The organism is Streptomyces sp. NPDC058469 (genome assembly GCF_042721125.1).
Lineage (GTDB): Bacteria > Actinomycetota > Actinomycetes > Streptomycetales > Streptomycetaceae > Streptomyces.
In genome coordinates, this window is record NZ_JBHXME010000194.1 from 1 (window position 1) to 18,471 (window position 18,471).

Annotated in this window: 15 protein-coding genes; 4 read left to right on the forward strand and 11 right to left on the reverse strand. The window is 69.3% G+C overall.

All coding sequences use genetic code 11. The annotated features are described in order from the left end of the window. Positions 1-1,633 (reverse strand): DUF4192 domain-containing protein (locus tag ACFWP5_RS45825; protein ID WP_384171098.1); only part of this gene is annotated, 1,633 nt, incomplete at its 3' end. A 313-nt stretch (positions 1,634-1,946) separates the two neighbouring features. Continuing rightward, the gene (locus ACFWP5_RS45830) at positions 1,947-4,106 is read right to left on the reverse strand and encodes a RecQ family ATP-dependent DNA helicase (protein ID WP_384171101.1); all 2,160 of its coding nucleotides are present in this window, start codon (positions 4,104-4,106) and stop codon (positions 1,947-1,949) included. A 368-nt stretch (positions 4,107-4,474) separates the two neighbouring features. Between ACFWP5_RS45830 and ACFWP5_RS45835 the strand changes: the two genes are divergently transcribed. Then, positions 4,475-5,110 (forward strand): hypothetical protein, encoded by a 636-nt coding sequence (locus tag ACFWP5_RS45835; protein WP_384171104.1) that lies wholly within the window; start codon positions 4,475-4,477, stop codon positions 5,108-5,110. A gap of 246 nt (positions 5,111-5,356) precedes the next feature. Here the strand turns inward: ACFWP5_RS45835 and ACFWP5_RS45840 are convergent, their stop codons facing one another. The 3 genes from ACFWP5_RS45840 to ACFWP5_RS45850 all read right to left on the reverse strand — a co-directional run bounded on the left by ACFWP5_RS45840 (position 5,357) and on the right by ACFWP5_RS45850 (position 7,473). Next, a complete protein-coding gene (locus ACFWP5_RS45840; RefSeq protein ID WP_384171106.1) occupies positions 5,357-5,998 on the reverse strand; it encodes a hypothetical protein in 642 nt (213 codons plus the stop codon). Between the two features lie 67 nt (positions 5,999-6,065). Next, complete coding sequence (locus ACFWP5_RS45845) at positions 6,066-6,767, reverse strand: ribonuclease HII (RefSeq protein WP_384171109.1); 702 nt, start codon at positions 6,765-6,767, stop codon at positions 6,066-6,068. Positions 6,768-6,849: 82 nt separating this feature from the next. Next, the gene (locus ACFWP5_RS45850) at positions 6,850-7,473 is read right to left on the reverse strand and encodes a TetR/AcrR family transcriptional regulator (protein ID WP_384171112.1); all 624 of its coding nucleotides are present in this window, start codon (positions 7,471-7,473) and stop codon (positions 6,850-6,852) included. Between the two features lie 186 nt (positions 7,474-7,659). Here ACFWP5_RS45850 and ACFWP5_RS45855 point away from each other — a divergent pair, with 186 nt between their 5' ends. Beyond that, positions 7,660-9,207: an MFS transporter gene (locus ACFWP5_RS45855; protein ID WP_384171115.1), complete on the forward strand. Its 1,548-nt coding sequence runs from the start codon at positions 7,660-7,662 to the stop codon at positions 9,205-9,207. A 206-nt stretch (positions 9,208-9,413) separates the two neighbouring features. On the opposite strand, the gene ACFWP5_RS45860 is transcribed toward ACFWP5_RS45855, so the two are convergent. The 3 genes from ACFWP5_RS45860 to ACFWP5_RS45870 form a co-directional block, all read right to left on the reverse strand. Beyond that, a complete protein-coding gene (locus ACFWP5_RS45860; protein WP_384171118.1) occupies positions 9,414-10,328 on the reverse strand; it encodes an ADP-ribosylglycohydrolase family protein in 915 nt (304 codons plus the stop codon). Between the two features lie 12 nt (positions 10,329-10,340). After that, the gene (locus tag ACFWP5_RS45865) at positions 10,341-11,000 is read right to left on the reverse strand and encodes a histidine phosphatase family protein (protein ID WP_384171121.1); all 660 of its coding nucleotides are present in this window, start codon (positions 10,998-11,000) and stop codon (positions 10,341-10,343) included. Between the two features lie 140 nt (positions 11,001-11,140). Then, entirely contained in the window at positions 11,141-11,746 is a 606-nt protein-coding gene (locus ACFWP5_RS45870) for a YdbC family protein (protein WP_384171124.1), read from the reverse strand. A gap of 155 nt (positions 11,747-11,901) precedes the next feature. Between ACFWP5_RS45870 and ACFWP5_RS45875 the strand changes: the two genes are divergently transcribed. Then, a complete protein-coding gene (locus ACFWP5_RS45875) occupies positions 11,902-12,435 on the forward strand; it encodes a TerD family protein (RefSeq protein ID WP_384171127.1) in 534 nt (177 codons plus the stop codon). Between the two features lie 19 nt (positions 12,436-12,454). Here ACFWP5_RS45875 and ACFWP5_RS45880 read toward each other — a convergent pair whose 3' ends face one another. The 3 genes from ACFWP5_RS45880 to nrdR all read right to left on the reverse strand — a co-directional run bounded on the left by ACFWP5_RS45880 (position 12,455) and on the right by nrdR (position 16,931). Continuing rightward, entirely contained in the window at positions 12,455-13,150 is a 696-nt protein-coding gene (locus tag ACFWP5_RS45880) for a DUF6215 domain-containing protein (protein WP_384171130.1), read from the reverse strand. Positions 13,151-13,320: 170 nt separating this feature from the next. Further along, positions 13,321-16,215 carry a vitamin B12-dependent ribonucleotide reductase gene (locus tag ACFWP5_RS45885; protein ID WP_384171133.1) on the reverse strand — a complete coding sequence of 965 codons (2,895 nt, stop codon included), beginning with the start codon at positions 16,213-16,215 and terminating at the stop codon, positions 13,321-13,323. A gap of 164 nt (positions 16,216-16,379) precedes the next feature. After that, entirely contained in the window at positions 16,380-16,931 is a 552-nt protein-coding gene (nrdR, locus tag ACFWP5_RS45890; protein ID WP_363101491.1) for a transcriptional regulator NrdR, read from the reverse strand. Positions 16,932-17,496: 565 nt separating this feature from the next. Between nrdR and lexA the strand changes: the two genes are divergently transcribed. After that, a complete protein-coding gene (lexA, locus tag ACFWP5_RS45895) occupies positions 17,497-18,276 on the forward strand; it encodes a transcriptional repressor LexA (RefSeq protein WP_043677921.1) in 780 nt (259 codons plus the stop codon). Positions 18,277-18,471: the final 195 nt, after the last annotated feature.

Sequence of the window (18,471 nt, forward strand, 5' to 3'; positions counted from 1 at the left end):
CCCTTCCTGCTCCCGCTAGATCTCCTGGGCCCGCCGCGCCTGCAGCTACCGCCAGCTTCCCAGCGCCCGCTACCCCTCCAGCTCCTGCCAGATCTCCAGTTCCCGCCGCCCCTCCAGCTCCCGCCACCTTCCCAGCGCCCGCTACCCCTCCAGCTCCCGCCACCTTCCCAGCGCCCGCTACCCCTCCAACTCCCGCCACCTTCCCAGCGCCCGCTACCCCTCCAACTCCTGCCAGATCTCGAGTTCCCGCCGTCCCTCCGGCTCCCGCCACCTTCCCAGCGCCCGCTACCCCTCCAGCGCCCATCACCTCTCCGGCTTCCGCCGCTCCTCCAACTCCCGTCGCCTCTCCGGCTTCCGCCGCCCTTCCGGCTCCCGTCACCCCTCCAGCGCGCGCCATCTCTTCAACTCCCGCCACCCCGCCAACTCCCGCCGCCTCTCCGACGTCCGCCACCCCTGCCCGCCCCACCCGCTCCGCGCGCAGGCAGCGTCGGATCGACTCCGGGTCCAAGCCCTCGTTGCATGCCTGGTGCAGGAGGCGGGCGAACAGGTAGTCGGGGTCCGCGCCGAGGGCCATGGCCAGGGCTTCCCTGGCCTCCAGGTCGTCGCCGGTCGACCATGCGACCCAGCCGGCGAGTGTGAGCGGAGCCGCTGCGTGTTCGCCGTACGGTCCGACGCAGCGGCGGGCCAGTGCGCGCCAGAGGCGCAGGGCCGGTGCCGCGTCGTCGCCCTCCATCCATTCGGCGGCACGGTCGCGGGTCGTGCGGTCCTGGAGGCCGAGGATCAGCGTGGCGGCTTCGTCGTGGGCGAGCAGTGCGTCGTCGCGAAAGTCCGAGTGGAGGGCACCGGACACGTGCGGTGTCGCGGCGAATCGCCTCATGATCCGCTGGGCCAGGTCCAGGGTCTCGTGCGCCACGTCCGCTCGGCTGGCGTCGTCGAGGATCCTGGGAACCAGGGTCATACCGGCGGCGTCCAGGGCGACTTCCTGCTGAAGCGCGGCCGCCGTCTCCCAGGGCAGCAGCCTGGTCCGCAACTCCCGTAGCGTGCCGCGCACTTGGAGTCCCGCGTAGGTCGCCGCCGCGGCCAGTACGGAGGTGCCGGGCAGGCCCATCGGGGTTCCGTCGACCGGGCAACATCCCTCGATCGGGCAGCAGTACGACCAGAAGCGGCCGTCCGAGATGCAGAGCGCCTCGATCACGGTCACGTCGAGCCGACCGCACTCGGTGCGCAGCTTCTGCACGAGCGGGAGCAGGCGTTCCATGACCTGGCGCCCCGACTCTCCCGGCGCCGGTTCCTGACAGACGTAGGCGATCATCTGCTCGGGCCGGGTCCCCCTGCGCTCGCTGCCCGTCACCAGGCCGTGGGCCAACTGCCGTGCCACGGACGCCCAGTCGTCCGCGCCCGCGGGAATGCCGAGCCGGGCCCTGCCGCCGAACCGGCCCCGGCCGCCCCGATCGTGCAGGGCGACGAGGACGATGCTGTCCTCGGGGCGGTACCCGAGCAGATAGGGCAGGGCGTCGGCGAGCTCGGCGGGCGAGCGCAGGGTGACTTGGTGCTCGGCGCCGTGTCGGTCGTACGCGGTGGGGTCGATGTCGCCGTTTTCGGCGGATCCGGTCGTTTCGCTGTGGTTCGTCATGCGTCGACGATCTCGCGGATCGCGGCATTCCGCTTGAGCCTGTGGATAAGTCCGGTCAGGGACACGCCACATGGGGTTCGGCAGGGCCAAGTCGGCCCGCCCGACCGGGATATCCGGACCGCCATCGGCGATGGCGTGATCGCCCCGCGGGGAGGTGCGACCGAGGCGATTCAGTCGCCGCCACCAAAGCTCGCCCCGGCCGAGGCGACTCCGTTTCCACCGAACCCCGCCCCTGCCCAGCCGGAATCACCGCACCCGCAGGCCGCCGTCACCCCGACCGCAGGCCGACGACAAGGGTCTCGAAGACGAAACCTCAGCCCGCCGCAGCCAGGACCAGCGGAAGAACCCCCTCGCTGCCTGCCCGGCGGAGCAGTCGGGCGGCGACCGCGAGAGTCCAGCCCGAGTCGGTGTAGTCGTCCACGAGCAGGACGGGACCGGGAGAGGCGGCCAGAGCATCAGCCAGTTCACCCGAGACGGCGAAGGCGTCGGACAGTGCCCTGAGACGCTGGGCGGAGTTGCTGCGGCGTGCCGCGTGCGTGCCGTCCGGTCCGGTGTACGTCAGGGTGCCCAGGAGGGGGAGGCGGCCGATGGTCGCGATGCCCTGGGCGAGGGAACCGACCAGTTGCGGGCGGGCCAGGGACGGCACGGCCACGACCCCCACAGGTCGAGTTGCGGCGTCCGCGACATTCGGTGCCCAACCGCCCGGAGAGCGCGCCCAGTCGGCCAGGACCGCCACCGCGGCCTTCAGGACGTCGTCGGGGACCGGAGCATCGGGCGCGTTCTCGGCCAGCAGCGGGCGCAGTCGGTTGCCCCAGCCGATGTCCGAGAGCCGTCCCAGGGCACGCCCGGTGGAGCACTGGTCCTTGGCCGGGATGCGCCCCTTGAGGTCGACGCCAAGCGCGGGCATCCCGGTCGGCCACATCCGGCGCGGCTCGACTTCCACACCCGGGCGGTCCAGTTCCTTCGTCGCCCCCGTCAACGTCTCCGCCGAGACCGAGGAATCGATCCAGGCACCCGCGCAGTTGTCGCACCGGCCGCAGGGCACCGCCCCTTCGTCGTCCAGTTGCCGGCGCAGGAACTCCATCCGGCACTGGGACGTACTCACGTAGTCGCGCATGGCCTGCTGCTCGGCCGCCCGCTGCTTGGCCACCCACGTGTACCGCTCGGCGTCGTACACCCACTCCGCGCCCGTGGCAGCCCAGCCGCCCTTCACGCGCTTGACCGCCCCGTCGACGTCCAGAACCTTCAGCATCGTCTCCAGCCGGCCGCGCCGTAGGTCGACCGCCGTCTCCAGGGCCGGCACGGACAGTGGCCGTCCCGCGTCGGCGAGGGCCGAGAGGGTCTGCCGGACCTGCGTCTCGGGCGGGAAGGCCGTATCGGCGAAGTAGCGCCAGATGGCCTCGTCCTCCCGGCCCGGCAGGAGCAGCACATCTGCGTGGGCCACACCGCGACCCGCACGGCCTACCTGCTGGTAGTAGGCGATCGGCGAGGAGGGCGAGCCGAGGTGGACCACGAAGCCCAGGTCCGGCTTGTCGTAGCCCATGCCCAGTGCCGAGGTGGCGACCAGGGCCTTGACCCGGTTCTCCTGGAGGTCGATCTCGGCCTGCAGCCGGTCGGCGTTCTCCGTCTTCCCGGTGTACGAGGCCACCTTGAAGCCGCGTTGGCGCAGGAAGGCGGTGGCTTCCTCGGCGGCGGCCACGGTGAGCGTGTAGATGATCCCCGAGCCGGTCAGCTCGTCCAGGTGCTCGGCGAGCCACGCCAAACGGTGCGCGGCGTCCGGCAGTTGGACCACTCCCAGCCGCAGGCTCTCCCTCTCCAGCGGACCGCGGAGCACCAGGGCCTCACCGGCGCCCGTGCCCAACTGCTCGGCCACATCCGCCGTCACGCGCGCGTTGGCGGTCGCCGTGGTGGCCAGCACCGGTACGCCGGCGGGCAGTTCGGCCAGCATCGCCCGCAGCCTGCGGTAGTCGGGGCGGAAGTCGTGTCCCCAGTCGGAGATGCAGTGCGCCTCGTCGACCACCAGGAGGCCGGTCGTGGCCGCGAGCTTGGGCAGCACCTGGTCGCGGAAGTCCACGGAATTCAGCCGCTCCGGGCTCACCAGGAGCACGTCGGTCTCGCCCCGTTCGACCTCTCCGTAGATGTCGTCCCACTCCTCCGGGTTGGCCGAGTTGATGGTGTGCGCCCGGATACCGGCCCGCGCCGCCGACTCGACCTGGTTGCGCATCAGCGCCAGCAGCGGCGAGATGATCACCGTGGGCCCGGAGCCGCGCCGGCGCAGCAGAGCGGTGGCGACGAAGTACACCGCCGACTTGCCCCAGCCGGTGCGCTGCACCACCAGCGCGCGCCGGCGCTCCTCCACCAGAGCCGCCACCGCCTGCCACTGGTCCTCGCGCAGCCGCGCCGTACCGCTCGGATCACCGACCAGCTCGGCGAGGATGGCGTCGGCTTCGGCACGCAGCTCCTGGTTGCTCATGCCCCCATGCAACCGCACGCCACTGACAACGGCCCAATCCCCCGCCGTGACGCAGCGCGCGGAACCCGGTCCCGCACCCGGTCCGACCGGCTCCCTCTGGACCTCCCGTACATCGATGGCGTACGAAAGTGTCGTGCGCGAACGTCCCAGGCGTCGCCGGGAGACGCATTGGGTAGGGATATAAGCCACAGTCCGTCAGATAAGGGTCTGTGGCCCCATTTGCTCGTTGCCGCATCCAAGTTCGACAGGAAGAATTGGAGTCCGCTCCCCGCACGGCTCGTCCGTGATCCGGTAGGGCTCTGCTGCGGTGTGCGCTCCCCCGAATCCGACCCCGCCCGTAGTGTGGGCGCGTAGCCGAAGGGAGGACCGTGACCTTCGGATTCGCTCCGTCCTCCGCGGCATCCATGTCGACGTCTGCCGACCTGTCCGCCGCTTCCGCCAACCCCCTGGCCCGTCTGCTCGAGCCCTCCGAATGGGCCGCCGCCGGAATCCCGTTGCTGCGCAATCCCCGCGAGGTCGTCAGCGGGCTGCACTCCCGGCATCGCCCGAGACCGGCGACCGCGATCGTCGCCGTCCTCGACCCGGACGAACGGCTGCTCGCGAGCGCCTCGTTCGTCCGGCGGTCCGCCCCGGCCGACGGCTGGATGTTCCGCAACGCACTGCTCGCGCAGCTGCGCCGCGTCATCCCGCACGATCTGCGCCGCCGCACTCCGGTGCGTACGGCCGTGCTGCTCTACTGCCGTGAGGGCGACGCTCGTTGGACGGAGGAGGACGGCGCGTGGATGTGGGGGCTGCGCGACGCCTGCACCCTGCACGGGCTGCGCTGCGGGGCCTACATCACGCTGACCCGTGACGGCTGGCAGGTGCTCGGCGAGGGGCGTGGCGGCCGTCGGCCCAGCGCGGACTCCGCGCCGGAACCTTTCGCCATGTCCGAGGTACCGCCCCTGCTGCCCCGCACCGGCGGCGCCGCCTCGGAGGTCCTGCGCCGCGCCGCCGCCCGCTGAATCCCGGTCCGGGCTCCGCGCCCGGACCGTACGGCCCACCGCCGCGGAGTCCGAGGCGCTTCATGCGGGAAATGCCGCACTCCGGTCACAGCGCGCGAGACAGCAGCACAGCCGCAGAGGGCGCACTTCACCGGCCGCACCAGAAATCCGCGCACGCCGAATGCGTCACCGTGCACAGACCGCCGCGACGGCGTTCACCTGACCGCCGTCGCCCTCCGAAAGCCTTCCGGGAGTTCCCGGAAGGGCTCAGACGCCCGCGCCCAGCACCGAGTTGATCTGCTGCGGGTCGCCGCAGACGATCAGCAGGGTGCCGGCCCGGCCGAGGGCCAGGGGCAGGGCGGTGGTGGCAACGGCGGCTGCGCCTCCGTTGACGGCGACCACGACGACGGGACGGGACGCCGCCCGGCCCGCGACGGCGGCGTCCGCGTAGAAGACGTCGTCGCGCGCGTCGTGCTGCGCCCAGTAGGAGGCTTCGCCGAAGGACAGTTCGTGGGCGGCCCACGGGTGCGGCTCGCCGGTGGTGATCACCAGCACGTCACCGGGGGCACGCCCCGACTCCAGAAGCAGGTCTACGGCTTCCTCGGCAGCGTCCAGCGCGCCCTCGGCCGAGGCCGGGATCACCTGGATCTGCGGGGTCGCCACAGCGGTGTCGGAGGAGGCGGGGACAGCCGGACCCGAGGGTCCGGGCTTGGCCACGGCCACGTCGTGCGGCGTACGTTGCGCCGGCGCCGTGGGCCGCAGGGGGCCGGGACGACCGGGACGCGACGGAGCCGCGGGGCGGGGACCGGGTACAGGGCGGGGGGTCGGCGCGACGCGGCCGCTGGCCGGAGTGGCGCGGGGACCCTGGGCACTCTCGTGAATCTGAGGCTCCTCGGGAATGAGAGGCATGAGCTGATTTTTATCAAACGCTGGTGCGGTTTGCGGCAGCGGGTGGCACATGAGTGCGAGCGGAAGGTCAGAAGTCGAAGCCGAGTTGGCCCTCGATCTTCGGAACGTGTCCCTCCGCCCAGCTGCGGGCCTTCTTGAGGTGCCGCCACTGGGGCAGCGCATCAAGATACGCCCACGACAACCGGTGGTACGGGGTGGGGCCCCGCTCCTCCAGCGCGGCCTTGTGCACGGGTGAGGGATACCCGGCGTTGGCCGCGAAAGCGAAGTCTGCATGGTCGATGCCCAGTTCGGCCATCATTTTGTCGCGCTGAACCTTGGCGATCACCGAAGCGGCCGCGACCGCCACGCACGACTGGTCGCCCTTGATCACCGTACGGACCCGCCAGGGGTCCCCGAGGTAATCGTGCTTCCCGTCGAGAATGACCGCGTCGGGGCGAACGGGCAAGGCCTCCAGGGCGCGCACTGCGGCGAGCCGGAGCGCGGCCGTCATCCCCAGGTCGTCGATCTCTTCGTGGGAGGCGTGCCCCAGGGCGTACGCCGAGACCCACGTGCGGAGTTCTTCGGCGAGTTCGGTGCGTCGTCTGACCGCGATGAGCTTGGAGTCGGTGAGGCCTTCGGGGGGTCGGCGCAGTCCGGTGACCGCCGCGCAGACGGTGACGGGGCCGGCCCACGCACCGCGCCCCACCTCGTCGACGCCGGCAATGACCTTGGCCCCGGTCGTGGCGCGGAGTGAGCGCTCGACGGTATGAGTGGGTGGTTCGTACGGCATGGCGTCCTCAGACTACGCCGCCCGGAACCCTCTGCGACACCCGGGTTTCCCCAGGCCCCTCCAAGACCGCTCCGATCCCGCTTCACGCACCGCCGGGCCGGAGCAGCGGAAGCATCAACTGGTCGATCATTTCCTCGATGTCGCGGTCGCCCCATTCACTGCCGCACATCTTCGAGCGGTACATCATCATCGCCGGGATGGCGTCCAGGACATAGCCGTTGGAGGCGTCGGAGCGGACCTCACCCCGCTCTATTCCACGGTTGATCACCTCCCTGAGCAGTCGGATCGTCGGTTCCACGACCCCTTCGAAGATCACGCCATGGAAGCGCTCGGCCTGCGCGGTGTCGCATTCGTGAATCACCGAGCGCAAGGCGTACCCGGGGCGCGAGTACATCGCGTCGCGCGCCTGCACGCACAACGCCAGCAGGTCCTCACGCACGTTCCCGAGGTCGGGCGCCTCGTTCAGGCGCGGCAGCCCCGCCTGCAGCGCGTCCGCGACGAGGTCTTCCTTGGAGGACCAGCGCCGGTAGACCGCGGCCTTGCCCGTCTGGGCACCGGCGGCGACGCCTTCCATCGTGAGGGCGTTCCATCCGACCGTACCGAGTTGCTCCAACGCGGCGTCCAGGATCGCGCGTTCGAGCACGGCGCCGCGACGTCGGAGGGAGGCCGTCTGAGCGGGGGCGGCCGTCCAGCCCGAAGTAACCATCTGAGTGTCTCCAGCGAGCAGTGGAATGGGGGATTCCGGGGATCGGGGATGCGTCACGCGGCAGCGACGGGGACGCGCCACACGAAGGCGAGTTAAGTGAACGCTTGCGTTCACTCTTGGGGACTCACTACCGTTGACGCGGCAGTGAACGCAAGCGTTCACTAACACACTTGTGGGGGACCCATAGTGACAACCTCTCAGTTGATCCAGCACCCAAAGCCAGGAGCGGCCCGTCGGGAGGGGCATCCCGGCATCGCGCTCGCCGTCATCGCGGCCTGCCAACTCATGGTGGTACTCGACGCGACGATTGTGAACATCGCTCTCCCGCACATTCAAGCCGCACTCAGTTTCAGCACCACCGACCTCACCTGGGTCGTCAGCGCCTACACGCTCACCTTCGGCGGCCTGCTGCTTCTCGGCGGCCGGGCCGGCGACATCCTCGGCCGGCGGCGGGTGTTCACCACCGGCATCCTGCTCTTCACCTTCGCTTCGCTGCTCGGCGGCTTCGCCCAGGAACCCTGGCAATTGCTCGCCTCGCGCGTCCTGCAGGGCGTGGGTGGCGCGATCGCGTCGCCCACCTCGCTGGCGCTCATCACCACCACGTTCCCCGAAGGCCCGGAGCGGAACAGGGCGTTCGGAGTCTTCGCCGCGGTCTCGGCGGGCGGCGGCGCGATCGGCCTGCTCGCGGGCGGCATGCTCACCGAGTGGCTCGACTGGCGCTGGGTGTTCTTCGTCAACCTGCCGATCGGCGTACTGATCGCCGTGCTCACACCGCTGTACATCAACGAGTCGGAACGGCACACCGGCCGCTTCGACATCGCGGGCGCGCTGACCTCGACAGCGGGCATGGCGTCCCTCGTCTACGGCTTCATCCGCGCGGCGGACAAGGGGTGGCGCGACAGCCTGACCATCGGCTCCTTCGCCGCGGCGATCGTCCTGCTGCTGGCCTTCGTGGTCACCGAGTCCCGGGCCAAGGAGCCGATCACTCCGCTCAGGATGTTCGCCGACCGCAATCGCTCGGGCACATACGTGATCATGCTGAGCCTGGCCGCCGCGATGTTCGGCATGTTCTTCTACATCGTGCTCTTCGTGCAGAACGTGCTGGGGTACAGCCCGATCCAGGCGGGTCTCGCCTTCCTGCCGGTGACGGTCGTGATCGCGGCCGGCGCGGGGCTGTCCCAGCGGTTCCTGCCGGTGCTCGGGCCACGGCCCTTCATGCTCATGGGCTCGACGCTCGCGGTGATCGGGCTTGCCTGGCAGACCCTTATCAGCTCGGACAGTTCGTACGTCGGCGGAGTGCTCGGCCCGATGCTCGTGTTCGGCTTCGGGATGGGCCTGAACTTCGTGACGCTGACGGTGACCGCAGTCTCCGGTGTCGCCCAGCACGAGGCGGGCGCGGCCTCCGCGCTGCTCAACGCCATGCAGCAGGTCGGCGGTTCGCTCGGTCTGTCCATCCTGACCACAGTGTTCGGCTCGGCCGGCAGGAATGAGGCGAAGAAGCAGCTGCCGAAGTTCCTGGCCGACGGATCGCCGGAACAGAAGGCGGCGTTCTCCAAGACGCACCAGCTGCCCGCGCCGTGGGGGCACGAGGTGCTCGCGCACGGCATCTCGACGGCCTTCGTCCCGGCCGCCGCGATGGCCGTACTCGCCCTGGTCACCGCATGGTTGGTGATCCGGGTCCGCAAGAGTGACCTCGACGCCCTCGCGGGCACGGCGGGTGCGGGGGTCGGCTGACCGGCCGAGCCAGGTCGGGGCCCGGCCTACCGGCACGAGCGAAAACCTCATGACCACACCCCCAACTGTCGTTCCCTGTCTGTGCGGACTCATATGACGCACAGCGACTGCCACGACAACGGGTGGGCGGTCACGGAGAGTTCCCGACGGACACAGAGAGTTTCCGACGGGCGCGGGCGGCGCTGCCCGGGTGAGAGGTGAGGACGTCAGACGGACGTCGGAACCCAGCCCGGCAGCGCCTCCGTCCGCTCCAGCCACTCGGCGGGCGGTGTCCCCGCCTTCCCGCCGGCGATCACGCCGCCCACGATGGCGCAGGTGGTGTCCACATCCCCGCCGACCTGCGCGGTGGCCCAGAACGCCCGTTCGTAGTCGCCGAGGCCGCGCGCGGCCGACCAGAGCGCGAAGGGGACCGTGTCGTGAGCGGACGTACGCCGTCCACAGCCCAGTACGGCCGCGACGGTGCCCGCATCGGCGTAGTCGAGCATGTCCCGGGCGCGCCGCAGGCCCGCGCCGACAGCGCTCTTCGGTACGAGTGCGATGACGCCGTCGAGGAGTGCCTCGGCACTGGGCGGACCACCGGGGGCCGCGGCCAGCGCGGCGGCCGCGGCAACCGCCATGGCGCCGACCACGGCCTCACGGTGCTGGTGCGTGGGGTAAGCCGAGATCTCCGCCTGGTGGGTGGCCTGCTCGGGGTCGTCGGCATACCAGGCGCCCAGGGGTGCGATTCGCATCGCCGCGCCGTTGCCCCACGATCCCTGTCCGTTGAAGAGCGCGGCGGACAGTTCGCGCCAGTCGCCGCCTCCACGGACGAGGCGCAGCAGCCGGTTGACCGCGGGGCCGTAGCCGCGGTCGAAGTCGTGGTGTTCGGCGAAGGAATGCGCCAGGGCGTCCTGGTCGATGCGGTGGTGGGCCGCCAGGACGGCGACCACGGAGCAGGCCATCTCTGTGTCGTCCGTCCACTGCCAGGGAGTCGGGGGCGGCTCGCGGCGCTTGAGCAGCGGGTGGTTCGCGGGGACGAAGAACTGTGAGCCCAGCGCGTCGCCCACGGCGAGTCCACGCAAGCTGGCCAGGGCGCGGTCCAAGCGCCGGTCGGAAGTGTCGGAAGAGGAGTCAGCGATCATCGGTCGGCCACTCTATCCGGTGATCCCGTACGGCTCCGGGTCTCGCCAGCTGTCGAACGGCCGGTCCAGCGCATACCTGCCGTCGTCTCCCAGAACGAGCATTCGCATCTCGGCGTTCCCCGGATTCGACAGCGACTCGAACTCCGCGACCGTCCAGTGGAACCAGCGCATGCAGAACAGCCGCATCGCCAGGCCGTGTGTCACCAGGAGCACGTTCGTCGGGTGGTCGGGTGCCTCGAAACTGCGGTAGAGGCTCTCCAGGAAGCCGCCCACCCGGTCGTAGACGTCGGCGCCGGACTCGCCCTGGGCGAAGCGGTAGAAGAAGTGCCCGTACGCGTCCCGGTACGCCTTCTGGAGGCGTACGTCGTCTCGGTCCTGCCAGTTCCCCCAGTCCTGCTCGCGCAACCGGGGTTCCTCCCGCACGCGGACGAGATCGGGGTCGAGGTGGAAGGCACGGAAGGTCTCGTGCGTACGGCGGTACGGGGAGACGTACACGCTGATGCGCTCGCGGCCGAACACCTCCCGCAACTGCTTTCCGGTCTCCTCCGCCTGCCGCCACCCCTGGTCGGTCAGCGCCAGGGAATGGTCGGGCTCACGCTCGTACACAGTGTCATCAACATTGCCCGTTGACTCGCCGTGCCGGACAAGGACGATGCGCCGTGGTCGTGCCATGCCGAAACCCTAGATCGAGTGACGGCATATCGAGCACTGGTACGGGCTCCATACGGCGTAGGTCACACGAATTGTGCCCGATGAGCCACATAGGGGCGCACGATTCACACATTGGGACGCCGGTGGCGTCAGTTCGGATTTCAAACCGTCCAGGACGGTTCGAGTTGCACGATGTCCCCGGTGAGGGAATCGATGTCTGCCTCGATCTGGGCCCGTAGGGCGAGCCGCTCGACCCGCTCGGTGCGGTACTTGCCGTGCTCGGCGGCCGAGTGCCACATCGACAGCACCATGAACTCGTGCCCCGGGGCCTCGCCGAACATCCCGCGGAGCATGCCGGGGGAACCGGCCATCGCCGGGTTCCAGACCTTCTCCTGCATCAGCGTGAAGTGCTCGGCGCGCTCCTCGTGGACACGGCACAGGGCCACCCGCACCAGGTCGGCGTCGGTGAAGCGCGGCTCGAAGCCGGTCTTCACGTCGAAGCGGTGATCGAACAGCTTGACCTGCGCGTCTTTGAAGGTGCCCGCCTGGGCCGACGCCAGCCGGTCGTGGGATCGGGCCATGAACGAGTCGTAGAAGGCACGGCTTTCCCAGAACGCGAAAATGTGTGCCACCCCTGGCCGCGCTCTGCTCCAGCCTCCCCCCTGTCCCCGAAATCCCGGCTCCCCCAGAAGCCCCGCCCACTTTCGCTGCCCGCGCTCGAAGCCGCGGCGGTCCACCACGGTGCAGCGAATCCACTTGACCAGCACCGCGCCATCGTAAGGCCACGGAGCGTGGCGCCGGTCACGCTCCGGCTGAGATCGTCGGCGCATGCGCCCCCGCGCGCGTGGCACGATGGACAACGAACGCTGATCGCCCAGTAGTTGGGGCGCGCGATCGAGGCGAACGGGGAAGGGGAACTGTGGTGAACGGCCTCAACAAGGGGATCCGCAAGGCCGAAGTCGGGCTCCAGTGGGATCCGAGTCCCACTGGGCAGCCGCCCGTCGATCTGGACATCGTTGCCACCACGTATGTGGTGGGCGACCTGTACGGCGCTCCCGCGTACGCGGTGCACTTCGACAGCCGCTCGCCCGACGGCACCATCTATCTCAACCGGGACAGCAAGGACGGCAAGGGCTTCGGCTGGGACGAGGTCATGACGCTGGAGCTCGACCGGCTCGCCGACCGGTACGCGCGCGTGGTGGTCGGTGTCGTCATCCAACAGCGTGTCGCCCACCGCACGTTCGTCAACGTCCTCAACCCGAAGCTGCGTATCCGCGAGGGGTACACCGTCCTCACCGAGGACGACTTCGGTGACGTCCTCGGTGCGACGGCGGCGACGGTCGGGGAGTTCGTCCGGGACGACTCCGGCAGCTGGGACTTCCATCCCGGCATCCGGGGCTTCGAGGACGACCCCGCGACCTTCACCAGGACGATGGGCAGGGCGCAGCAGCCCTGAGCCCGTCGCGGACGGCTCGTCAGCCGGCGGTCCAACCGGGGACCGTCGGCAGCACCTCCTCGGCGATGCGGAACAGCGCCTCGTCATCGGGCGGCACGTCGTCCTGACGCCAGATGGATATCTCGAAGGAGTCGCCGCCGTCCTTCGCGCTCGTGGAGACCAGCAGGCTGCGGGCGACGCCCCCGGGGCCCGTGCTGGCCTTGCCTCCGCCGAGGTTGAAGCTGATGGCGATGGTCCGGTCCGAGTAGAGAACGGCCGGGTGGCCCAGGACCGCCTTCAGCTGCGAGGTCGAGTCCACATAGCGGGCCGCCTCGGCGATGGGAATGTCGTCGTAGGACGCCGACAACCGCACGGAGTAGGTCTTCAGGTCGACGTCGGCCTCGGGGCTGGCGATCTTGGTGCCGCCTGCCAGGGTCATCCAGCCCGCGCTGCCTCCAGCGGTCTCCGCGTGCTCGTCCGGAGTGCCCAGGAGCGCCGGAAGCTCCGAGCGGTTCAGTGCCGTGCAGAGTTCAGCCGGCGAAACGTACTTCGCCGGCAGGCTCTTGTCCGTGCTCGCCGAGCAGGTCGCCGGTTTGCTGTCTTGCTGCGACGTCTTCGGCAGGACTCCCCCAAGTCCCCACATGCCGCCTACGACACCTCCGACCACTACCACCGCCGCGACTGCCTGGGCCCCCGCCCTCATACCTTTTTCAGGCTCGACGGAAATGTCGACCATGCCCCCACCCTCCCCTGTGCGCACGCTATGCGCGTCGAGGGAGATTAACCGCTGATCGTTCCGCTGGGAAACCGGATTCGCCTCGCGCCCGGACATGCCGAGGGCGGTGGCGCCCGAATACCGGCTCCACCGCCCTGACCAGCTAGTTCACTTCAAGCAGATGCCCTTGATCAGCTGCAGCCGCTGGTCGAGCCACACCCCTCGCAGATGTAGCAGGAACCGGCCCGCTGCATCTTCGTACCGCAGGAGAAGCAGAGCGGGGCGTCGGCCTGGATGCCCAGCTGCATCTCCACCAGCTCGGCGCTGGTGTGCGCCTGCTGCGGGGCGGGCTTGGCCGCCTCGACCACGGCCTTCGGCGTGGCCACTGCCTTCAACTCCTGGGCGCGCGGCGCCGACTGGGCCAAGCCCTCCACGTCGACCTCGTCGTCCGTCGGCTCGTACGAACCGGTCTCCAGGTGACGCTGACGCTCCTCGGCGGAGTGGATGCCGAGCGCGGAGCGCGTCTCGAAGGGCAGGAAGTCGAGCGCCAGGCGACGGAAGATGTAGTCGACGATCGACTGCGCCATCCGCACGTCCGGGTCGTCCGTCATGCCGGCCGGCTCGAAGCGCATGTTCGTGAACTTGGAGACGTACGTCTCCAGGGGCACGCCGTACTGCAGGCCCACGGAGACGGCGATCGAGAAGGCGTCCATCATGCCCGCGAGGGTGGAGCCCTGCTTGGACATCTTCAGGAAGACCTCGCCAAGACCGTCGTCCGGGTAGGAGTTGGCGGTCATGTAGCCCTCGGCGCCGCCGACCGTGAAGGAGGTCGTGATGCCCGGGCGGCCCTTGGGGAGACGCTTGCGGACGGGGCGGTACTCGACGACCTTCTCGACCGCGGTACGGATGGTCTCCTCGGCCTTGGCGGTGACCTCGACCTTCTCCTTCTCCTTGGTCTTGGCGGAGAGGGGCTGGCCGACCTTGCAGTTGTCGCGGTAGATCGCGAGCGCCTTGACGCCCATCTTCCACGCCTCGAAGTAGACCTCTTCTACGTCCTCGACGGTCGCCGTCTCCGGCAGGTTGACCGTCTTGGAGAGCGCGCCGGAGATCCAGGGCTGGATGGCTGCCATCATGCGGACGTGGCCCATCGCGGAGATGGAACGCTCGCCCATGGCGCAGTCGAACACCTCGTAGTGCTCGGGCTTGAGGCCCGGGGCGTCGATCACATTGCCGTTCTCGGCGATGTGGGCGACGACCGCCTCGATCTGCTCCTCCTGGTAGCCCATGCGGCGCAGGGCCTGCGGGACGGTGCCGTTGACGATCTGCATCGAGCCGCCGCCGACCAGCTTCTTGAACTTGACCAGGGCGAGGTCGGGCTCAAGTCCCGTGGTGTCGCAGGACATCGCGAGACCGATGGTGCCGGTCGGGGCGATGACGGACGCCTGCGAGTTACGGAAACCGTTCTTCTCGCCGAGGCGCAGCACGTCCTGCCAGGACTCCGTGGCCGCCGCCCAGATGGGCGTGTCCAGGTCGTCCGCGCGCGGGGCCACGCCGTTGGCGTCGGCGTGCTGCTTCATGACGCGCAGGTGCGGCTGCTCGTTGCGGGCGTAGCCGTCGTACGGGCCGACGACTGCGGCGAGTTCGGCGGAGCGCTTGTACGACGTGCCGGTCATCAGGGAGGTGATGGCACCGGCGAGGGCACGGCCACCGTCGGAGTCGTAGGCGTGGCCGGTCGCCATCAGCAGGGCGCCGAGGTTGGCGTAGCCGATGCCGAGCTGGCGGAACGCGCGCGTGTTCTCGCCGATCTTCTGCGTCGGGAAGTCCGCGAAGCAGATGGAGATGTCCATCGCGGTGATGACGAGCTCGACAACCTTGGCGAAGCGCTCGACCTCGAAGGACTGGTGACCCTTGCCGTCGTCCTTCAGGAACTTCATCAGGTTCAGCGAGGCGAGGTTGCACGACGTGTTGTCCAGGTGCATGTACTCGCTGCACGGGTTCGAGCCGTTGATACGGCCGGACTCCGGGCACGTGTGCCACTGGTTGATGGTGTCGTCGTACTGGATGCCCGGGTCGGCGCAGGCCCACGCGGCCTCGGCCATCTTGCGGAAGAGCTCCTTGGCGTCGACCTCCTCGATGACCTCGCCGGTCATGCGGGACGTCAGGCCGAACTTGTCGCCGTTCTCCACGGCCTTCATGAACGTGTCGTTCACGCGGACCGAGTTGTTGGCGTTCTGGTACTGCACCGACGTGATGTCGTCGCCGCCCAGGTCCATGTCGAAGCCCGCGTCACGCAGGGCGCGGATCTTCTCTTCTTCCTTGACCTTGGTCTGGATGAAGTCCTCGATGTCGGGGTGGTCGACGTCCAGGATGACCATCTTGGCCGCGCGGCGGGTGGCGCCGCCGGACTTGATGGTTCCGGCGGAGGCGTCGGCGCCGCGCATGAAGGAGACCGGTCCGGAAGCGTTGCCACCGGAGGAGAGCAGTTCCTTGGAGGAGCGGATGCGGGACAGGTTCAGGCCGGCGCCGGAACCGCCCTTGAAGATCATGCCCTCTTCCTTGTACCAGTCGAGGATCGACTCCATGGAGTCGTCGACGGCCAGGATGAAGCAGGCCGAGACCTGCTGGGGCTGCGGGGTCCCGACGTTGAACCAGACGGGGCTGTTGAAGCTGAAGACCTGGTGCAGGAGGGCGTACGCCAGCTCGTGCTCGAAGATCTCGGCGTCGGCGGGCGAGGCGAAGTACTTGTGGTCCTCGCCGGCCTTCCGATACGTCTTCACGATGCGGTCGATGAGCTGCTTCAGGCTCACCTCGCGCTGCGGGGTGCCCACGGCACCGCGGAAGTACTTGCTGGTGACGATGTTGACCGCGTTCACCGCCCACTCGGCGGGGAACTCGACGCCACGCTGCTCGAAATTGACCGAGCCGTCGCGCCAGTTGGTCATGACGACGTCACGGCGCTCCCACTCGACCTCGTCGTACGGATGCACGCCGGGGGTGGTGTGAATACGCTCGATGCGCAGTCCCTTGGTGGCCTTGGTGCCCTTCGCGCGGGAACCTCGTGCCGGACCGCTCGCCGTCTCTGTCATGCCGCCTCCCTCTACAGGCAAAAACGCCCGGAAATGCCACGATGTTCCCGTGGCAGAGTGTTTGTCTGGTGTCGCGGGCGCCCACAGCTCATGGCCCCGCAACAAGTCCTGGTTCGCCGCCGCCCGGCCGGACCCGGGGTCTCCGCCCGGTTCCGGCCCGTCGGTCAGTCGGCGGAGTGGGCGGGCACGGGGACCTGAACAGTCCCTCCGGTCCCGCCGTCGTCTTCCTGGCTCCCCGATACCGCGTCTTCGTCGTCCGCGGCGGGGCCTGGGGTCGCTTCCCGCAGTTCCACGATCGCGGCCTCGAAGTCCTCGAGCGAGTTGAACGCCCGGTAGACGGAGGCGAATCGCAGATAGGCGACGAGGTCGAGCTCCTGCAACGGGCCGAGTATGGCCAGCCCGACATCATGGGTGGTCAGTTCGGCACTTCCGGTGGCCCGCACCGCTTCTTCGACCCGCTGGCCGAGCTGGGCGAGTGCGTCTTCGGTGACAGGCCGTCCCTGGCATGCCTTGCGCACACCGTTGATGACCTTGGTACGACTGAAAGGCTCGGTGACTCCGGACCGCTTGACCACCATGAGCGAGCACGTCTCCACGGTCGTGAAACGACGGGAGCAGTCAGGGCACTGGCGGCGTCGGCGGATCGACGTGCCGTCGTCGGTCGTACGGCTGTCGACGACACGGCTGTCGGGGTGCCTGCAGAAGGGGCAGTGCATGGTCTCCAACCCTCCCTCGCAGCAGACTCAATAGCCTCGCGAGACCCCTTGGGCCTCTCGAAGCAGCCCCAAGCATAGGCGATGGCCGGGACCCTGGAGACCCGGGGGACCACAACTTCTGGGCTGCTGCCGCAATCCAACCACTAGATGTGGTGATTGGCCCACTCAAACACGCCGCACGCGCGTGTCGCACCCGTATTGGCATGTGCCATACGACCGCCCCGTCACCCCGAACACGCGGGCGCACAGCCGTACCGCCAGGCCACTTACGGAGATACCGTGAGCGCGGCACGGAGGAGGCGTGGGGCTCCCGCACAGAACGGGACCGGCCCCCTGCTGCCGGAACACCGGGTGGCAGACTGAGGCGACAACCCACGAGGTCACCACCCCGGCGGCGAAGAGTACAACAATGAGCCCTTTTGTCCGCCAGGTGCCGCGTTAGCCATACACCCAGACGCATGATCGCGACAGGCTATCTGTACTTTTTCACTCGAACGTGTGTTTGGCGCAACCTTTCGAAAGCAACTACCGTTGTCCAGCAGGGAGACCATCGAGAGGGGCCGACGTGACCACCACCGCAGACAGTGCCACCATCACTGCCCAGGATCGCTCCCAGGGCCGACTCGAGCCGGTGCATGCAATGAACGAAGCCGCGAATCCCGAGGGACACAAGCGCTCCCTACCGGGCCGACCTCCCGGTATCCGGGCGGACAGCTCGGGGCTCACGGACCGGCAGCGCCGGGTGATCGAGGTCATCAGGGACTCGGTGCAGCGACGAGGCTATCCGCCGTCGATGCGCGAGATCGGCCAGGCCGTGGGCCTGTCCAGCACATCCTCGGTCGCACACCAACTGATGGCACTGGAGCGCAAGGGCTTCCTGCGCCGCGACCCGCACCGCCCGCGCGCGTACGAGGTCCGCGGCTCCGACCAGTCCTCGTCGGCGCAGCCCACGGACACCGCGGGCAAGCCCGCCGCGTCGTACGTCCCGCTGGTGGGCCGGATCGCCGCCGGTGGCCCGATCCTCGCCGAGGAGTCGGTCGAGGACGTCTTCCCCCTCCCCCGCCAACTGGTCGGTGACGGTGAGCTGTTCGTCCTCAAGGTCGTCGGTGACTCGATGATCGAGGCCGCGATCTGTGACGGCGACTGGGTGACCGTGCGCCGCCAGCCGGTCGCCGAGAACGGCGACATCGTGGCCGCCATGCTCGAGGGCGAGGCCACCGTCAAGCGCTTCAAGCGCGAGGACGGCCACGTCTGGCTCCTCCCGCACAACTCGGCCTACGAGCCGATCCCCGGCGACGACGCGACGATCCTCGGCAAGGTGGTGGCAGTGCTGCGGCGCGTGTGACGGCTGCGGCGGGCGGGCCCCATCGGGCCCGGCCCCCTGACCGGACCCCGGGACCCCTGCGCCGGTTCCGGGGTCCTGTGCTGTCCGGGTCCCGGGGCAGCCGGTCGTCGATTCGGTGTCGGCCCGGCGCGCCGGGGCGCCCCCGTCCCGGGTCACTCCGAATCGGCATCCTACAGCATCGCCGTAGCCTAGATC

Bases quoted from the DNA above. Each gene is read 5' to 3' on its own strand.
- ACFWP5_RS45830 (WP_384171101.1), bottom strand. From the start codon at position 4,106: ATGAGCAACCAGGAGCTGCGTGCCGAAGCCGACGCCATCCTCGCCGAG.
- ACFWP5_RS45840 (WP_384171106.1), bottom strand. From the start codon at position 5,998: ATGCCTCTCATTCCCGAGGAGCCTCAGATTCACGAGAGTGCCCAGGGT.
- ACFWP5_RS45845 (WP_384171109.1), bottom strand. From the start codon at position 6,767: ATGCCGTACGAACCACCCACTCATACCGTCGAGCGCTCACTCCGCGCC.
- ACFWP5_RS45850 (WP_384171112.1), bottom strand. From the start codon at position 7,473: ATGGTTACTTCGGGCTGGACGGCCGCCCCCGCTCAGACGGCCTCCCTC.
- ACFWP5_RS45860 (WP_384171118.1), bottom strand. From the start codon at position 10,328: ATGATCGCTGACTCCTCTTCCGACACTTCCGACCGGCGCTTGGACCGC.
- ACFWP5_RS45865 (WP_384171121.1), bottom strand. From the start codon at position 11,000: ATGGCACGACCACGGCGCATCGTCCTTGTCCGGCACGGCGAGTCAACG.
- ACFWP5_RS45880 (WP_384171130.1), bottom strand. From the start codon at position 13,150: ATGGTCGACATTTCCGTCGAGCCTGAAAAAGGTATGAGGGCGGGGGCC.
- ACFWP5_RS45885 (WP_384171133.1), bottom strand. From the start codon at position 16,215: ATGACAGAGACGGCGAGCGGTCCGGCACGAGGTTCCCGCGCGAAGGGC.
- nrdR (WP_363101491.1), bottom strand. From the start codon at position 16,931: ATGCACTGCCCCTTCTGCAGGCACCCCGACAGCCGTGTCGTCGACAGC.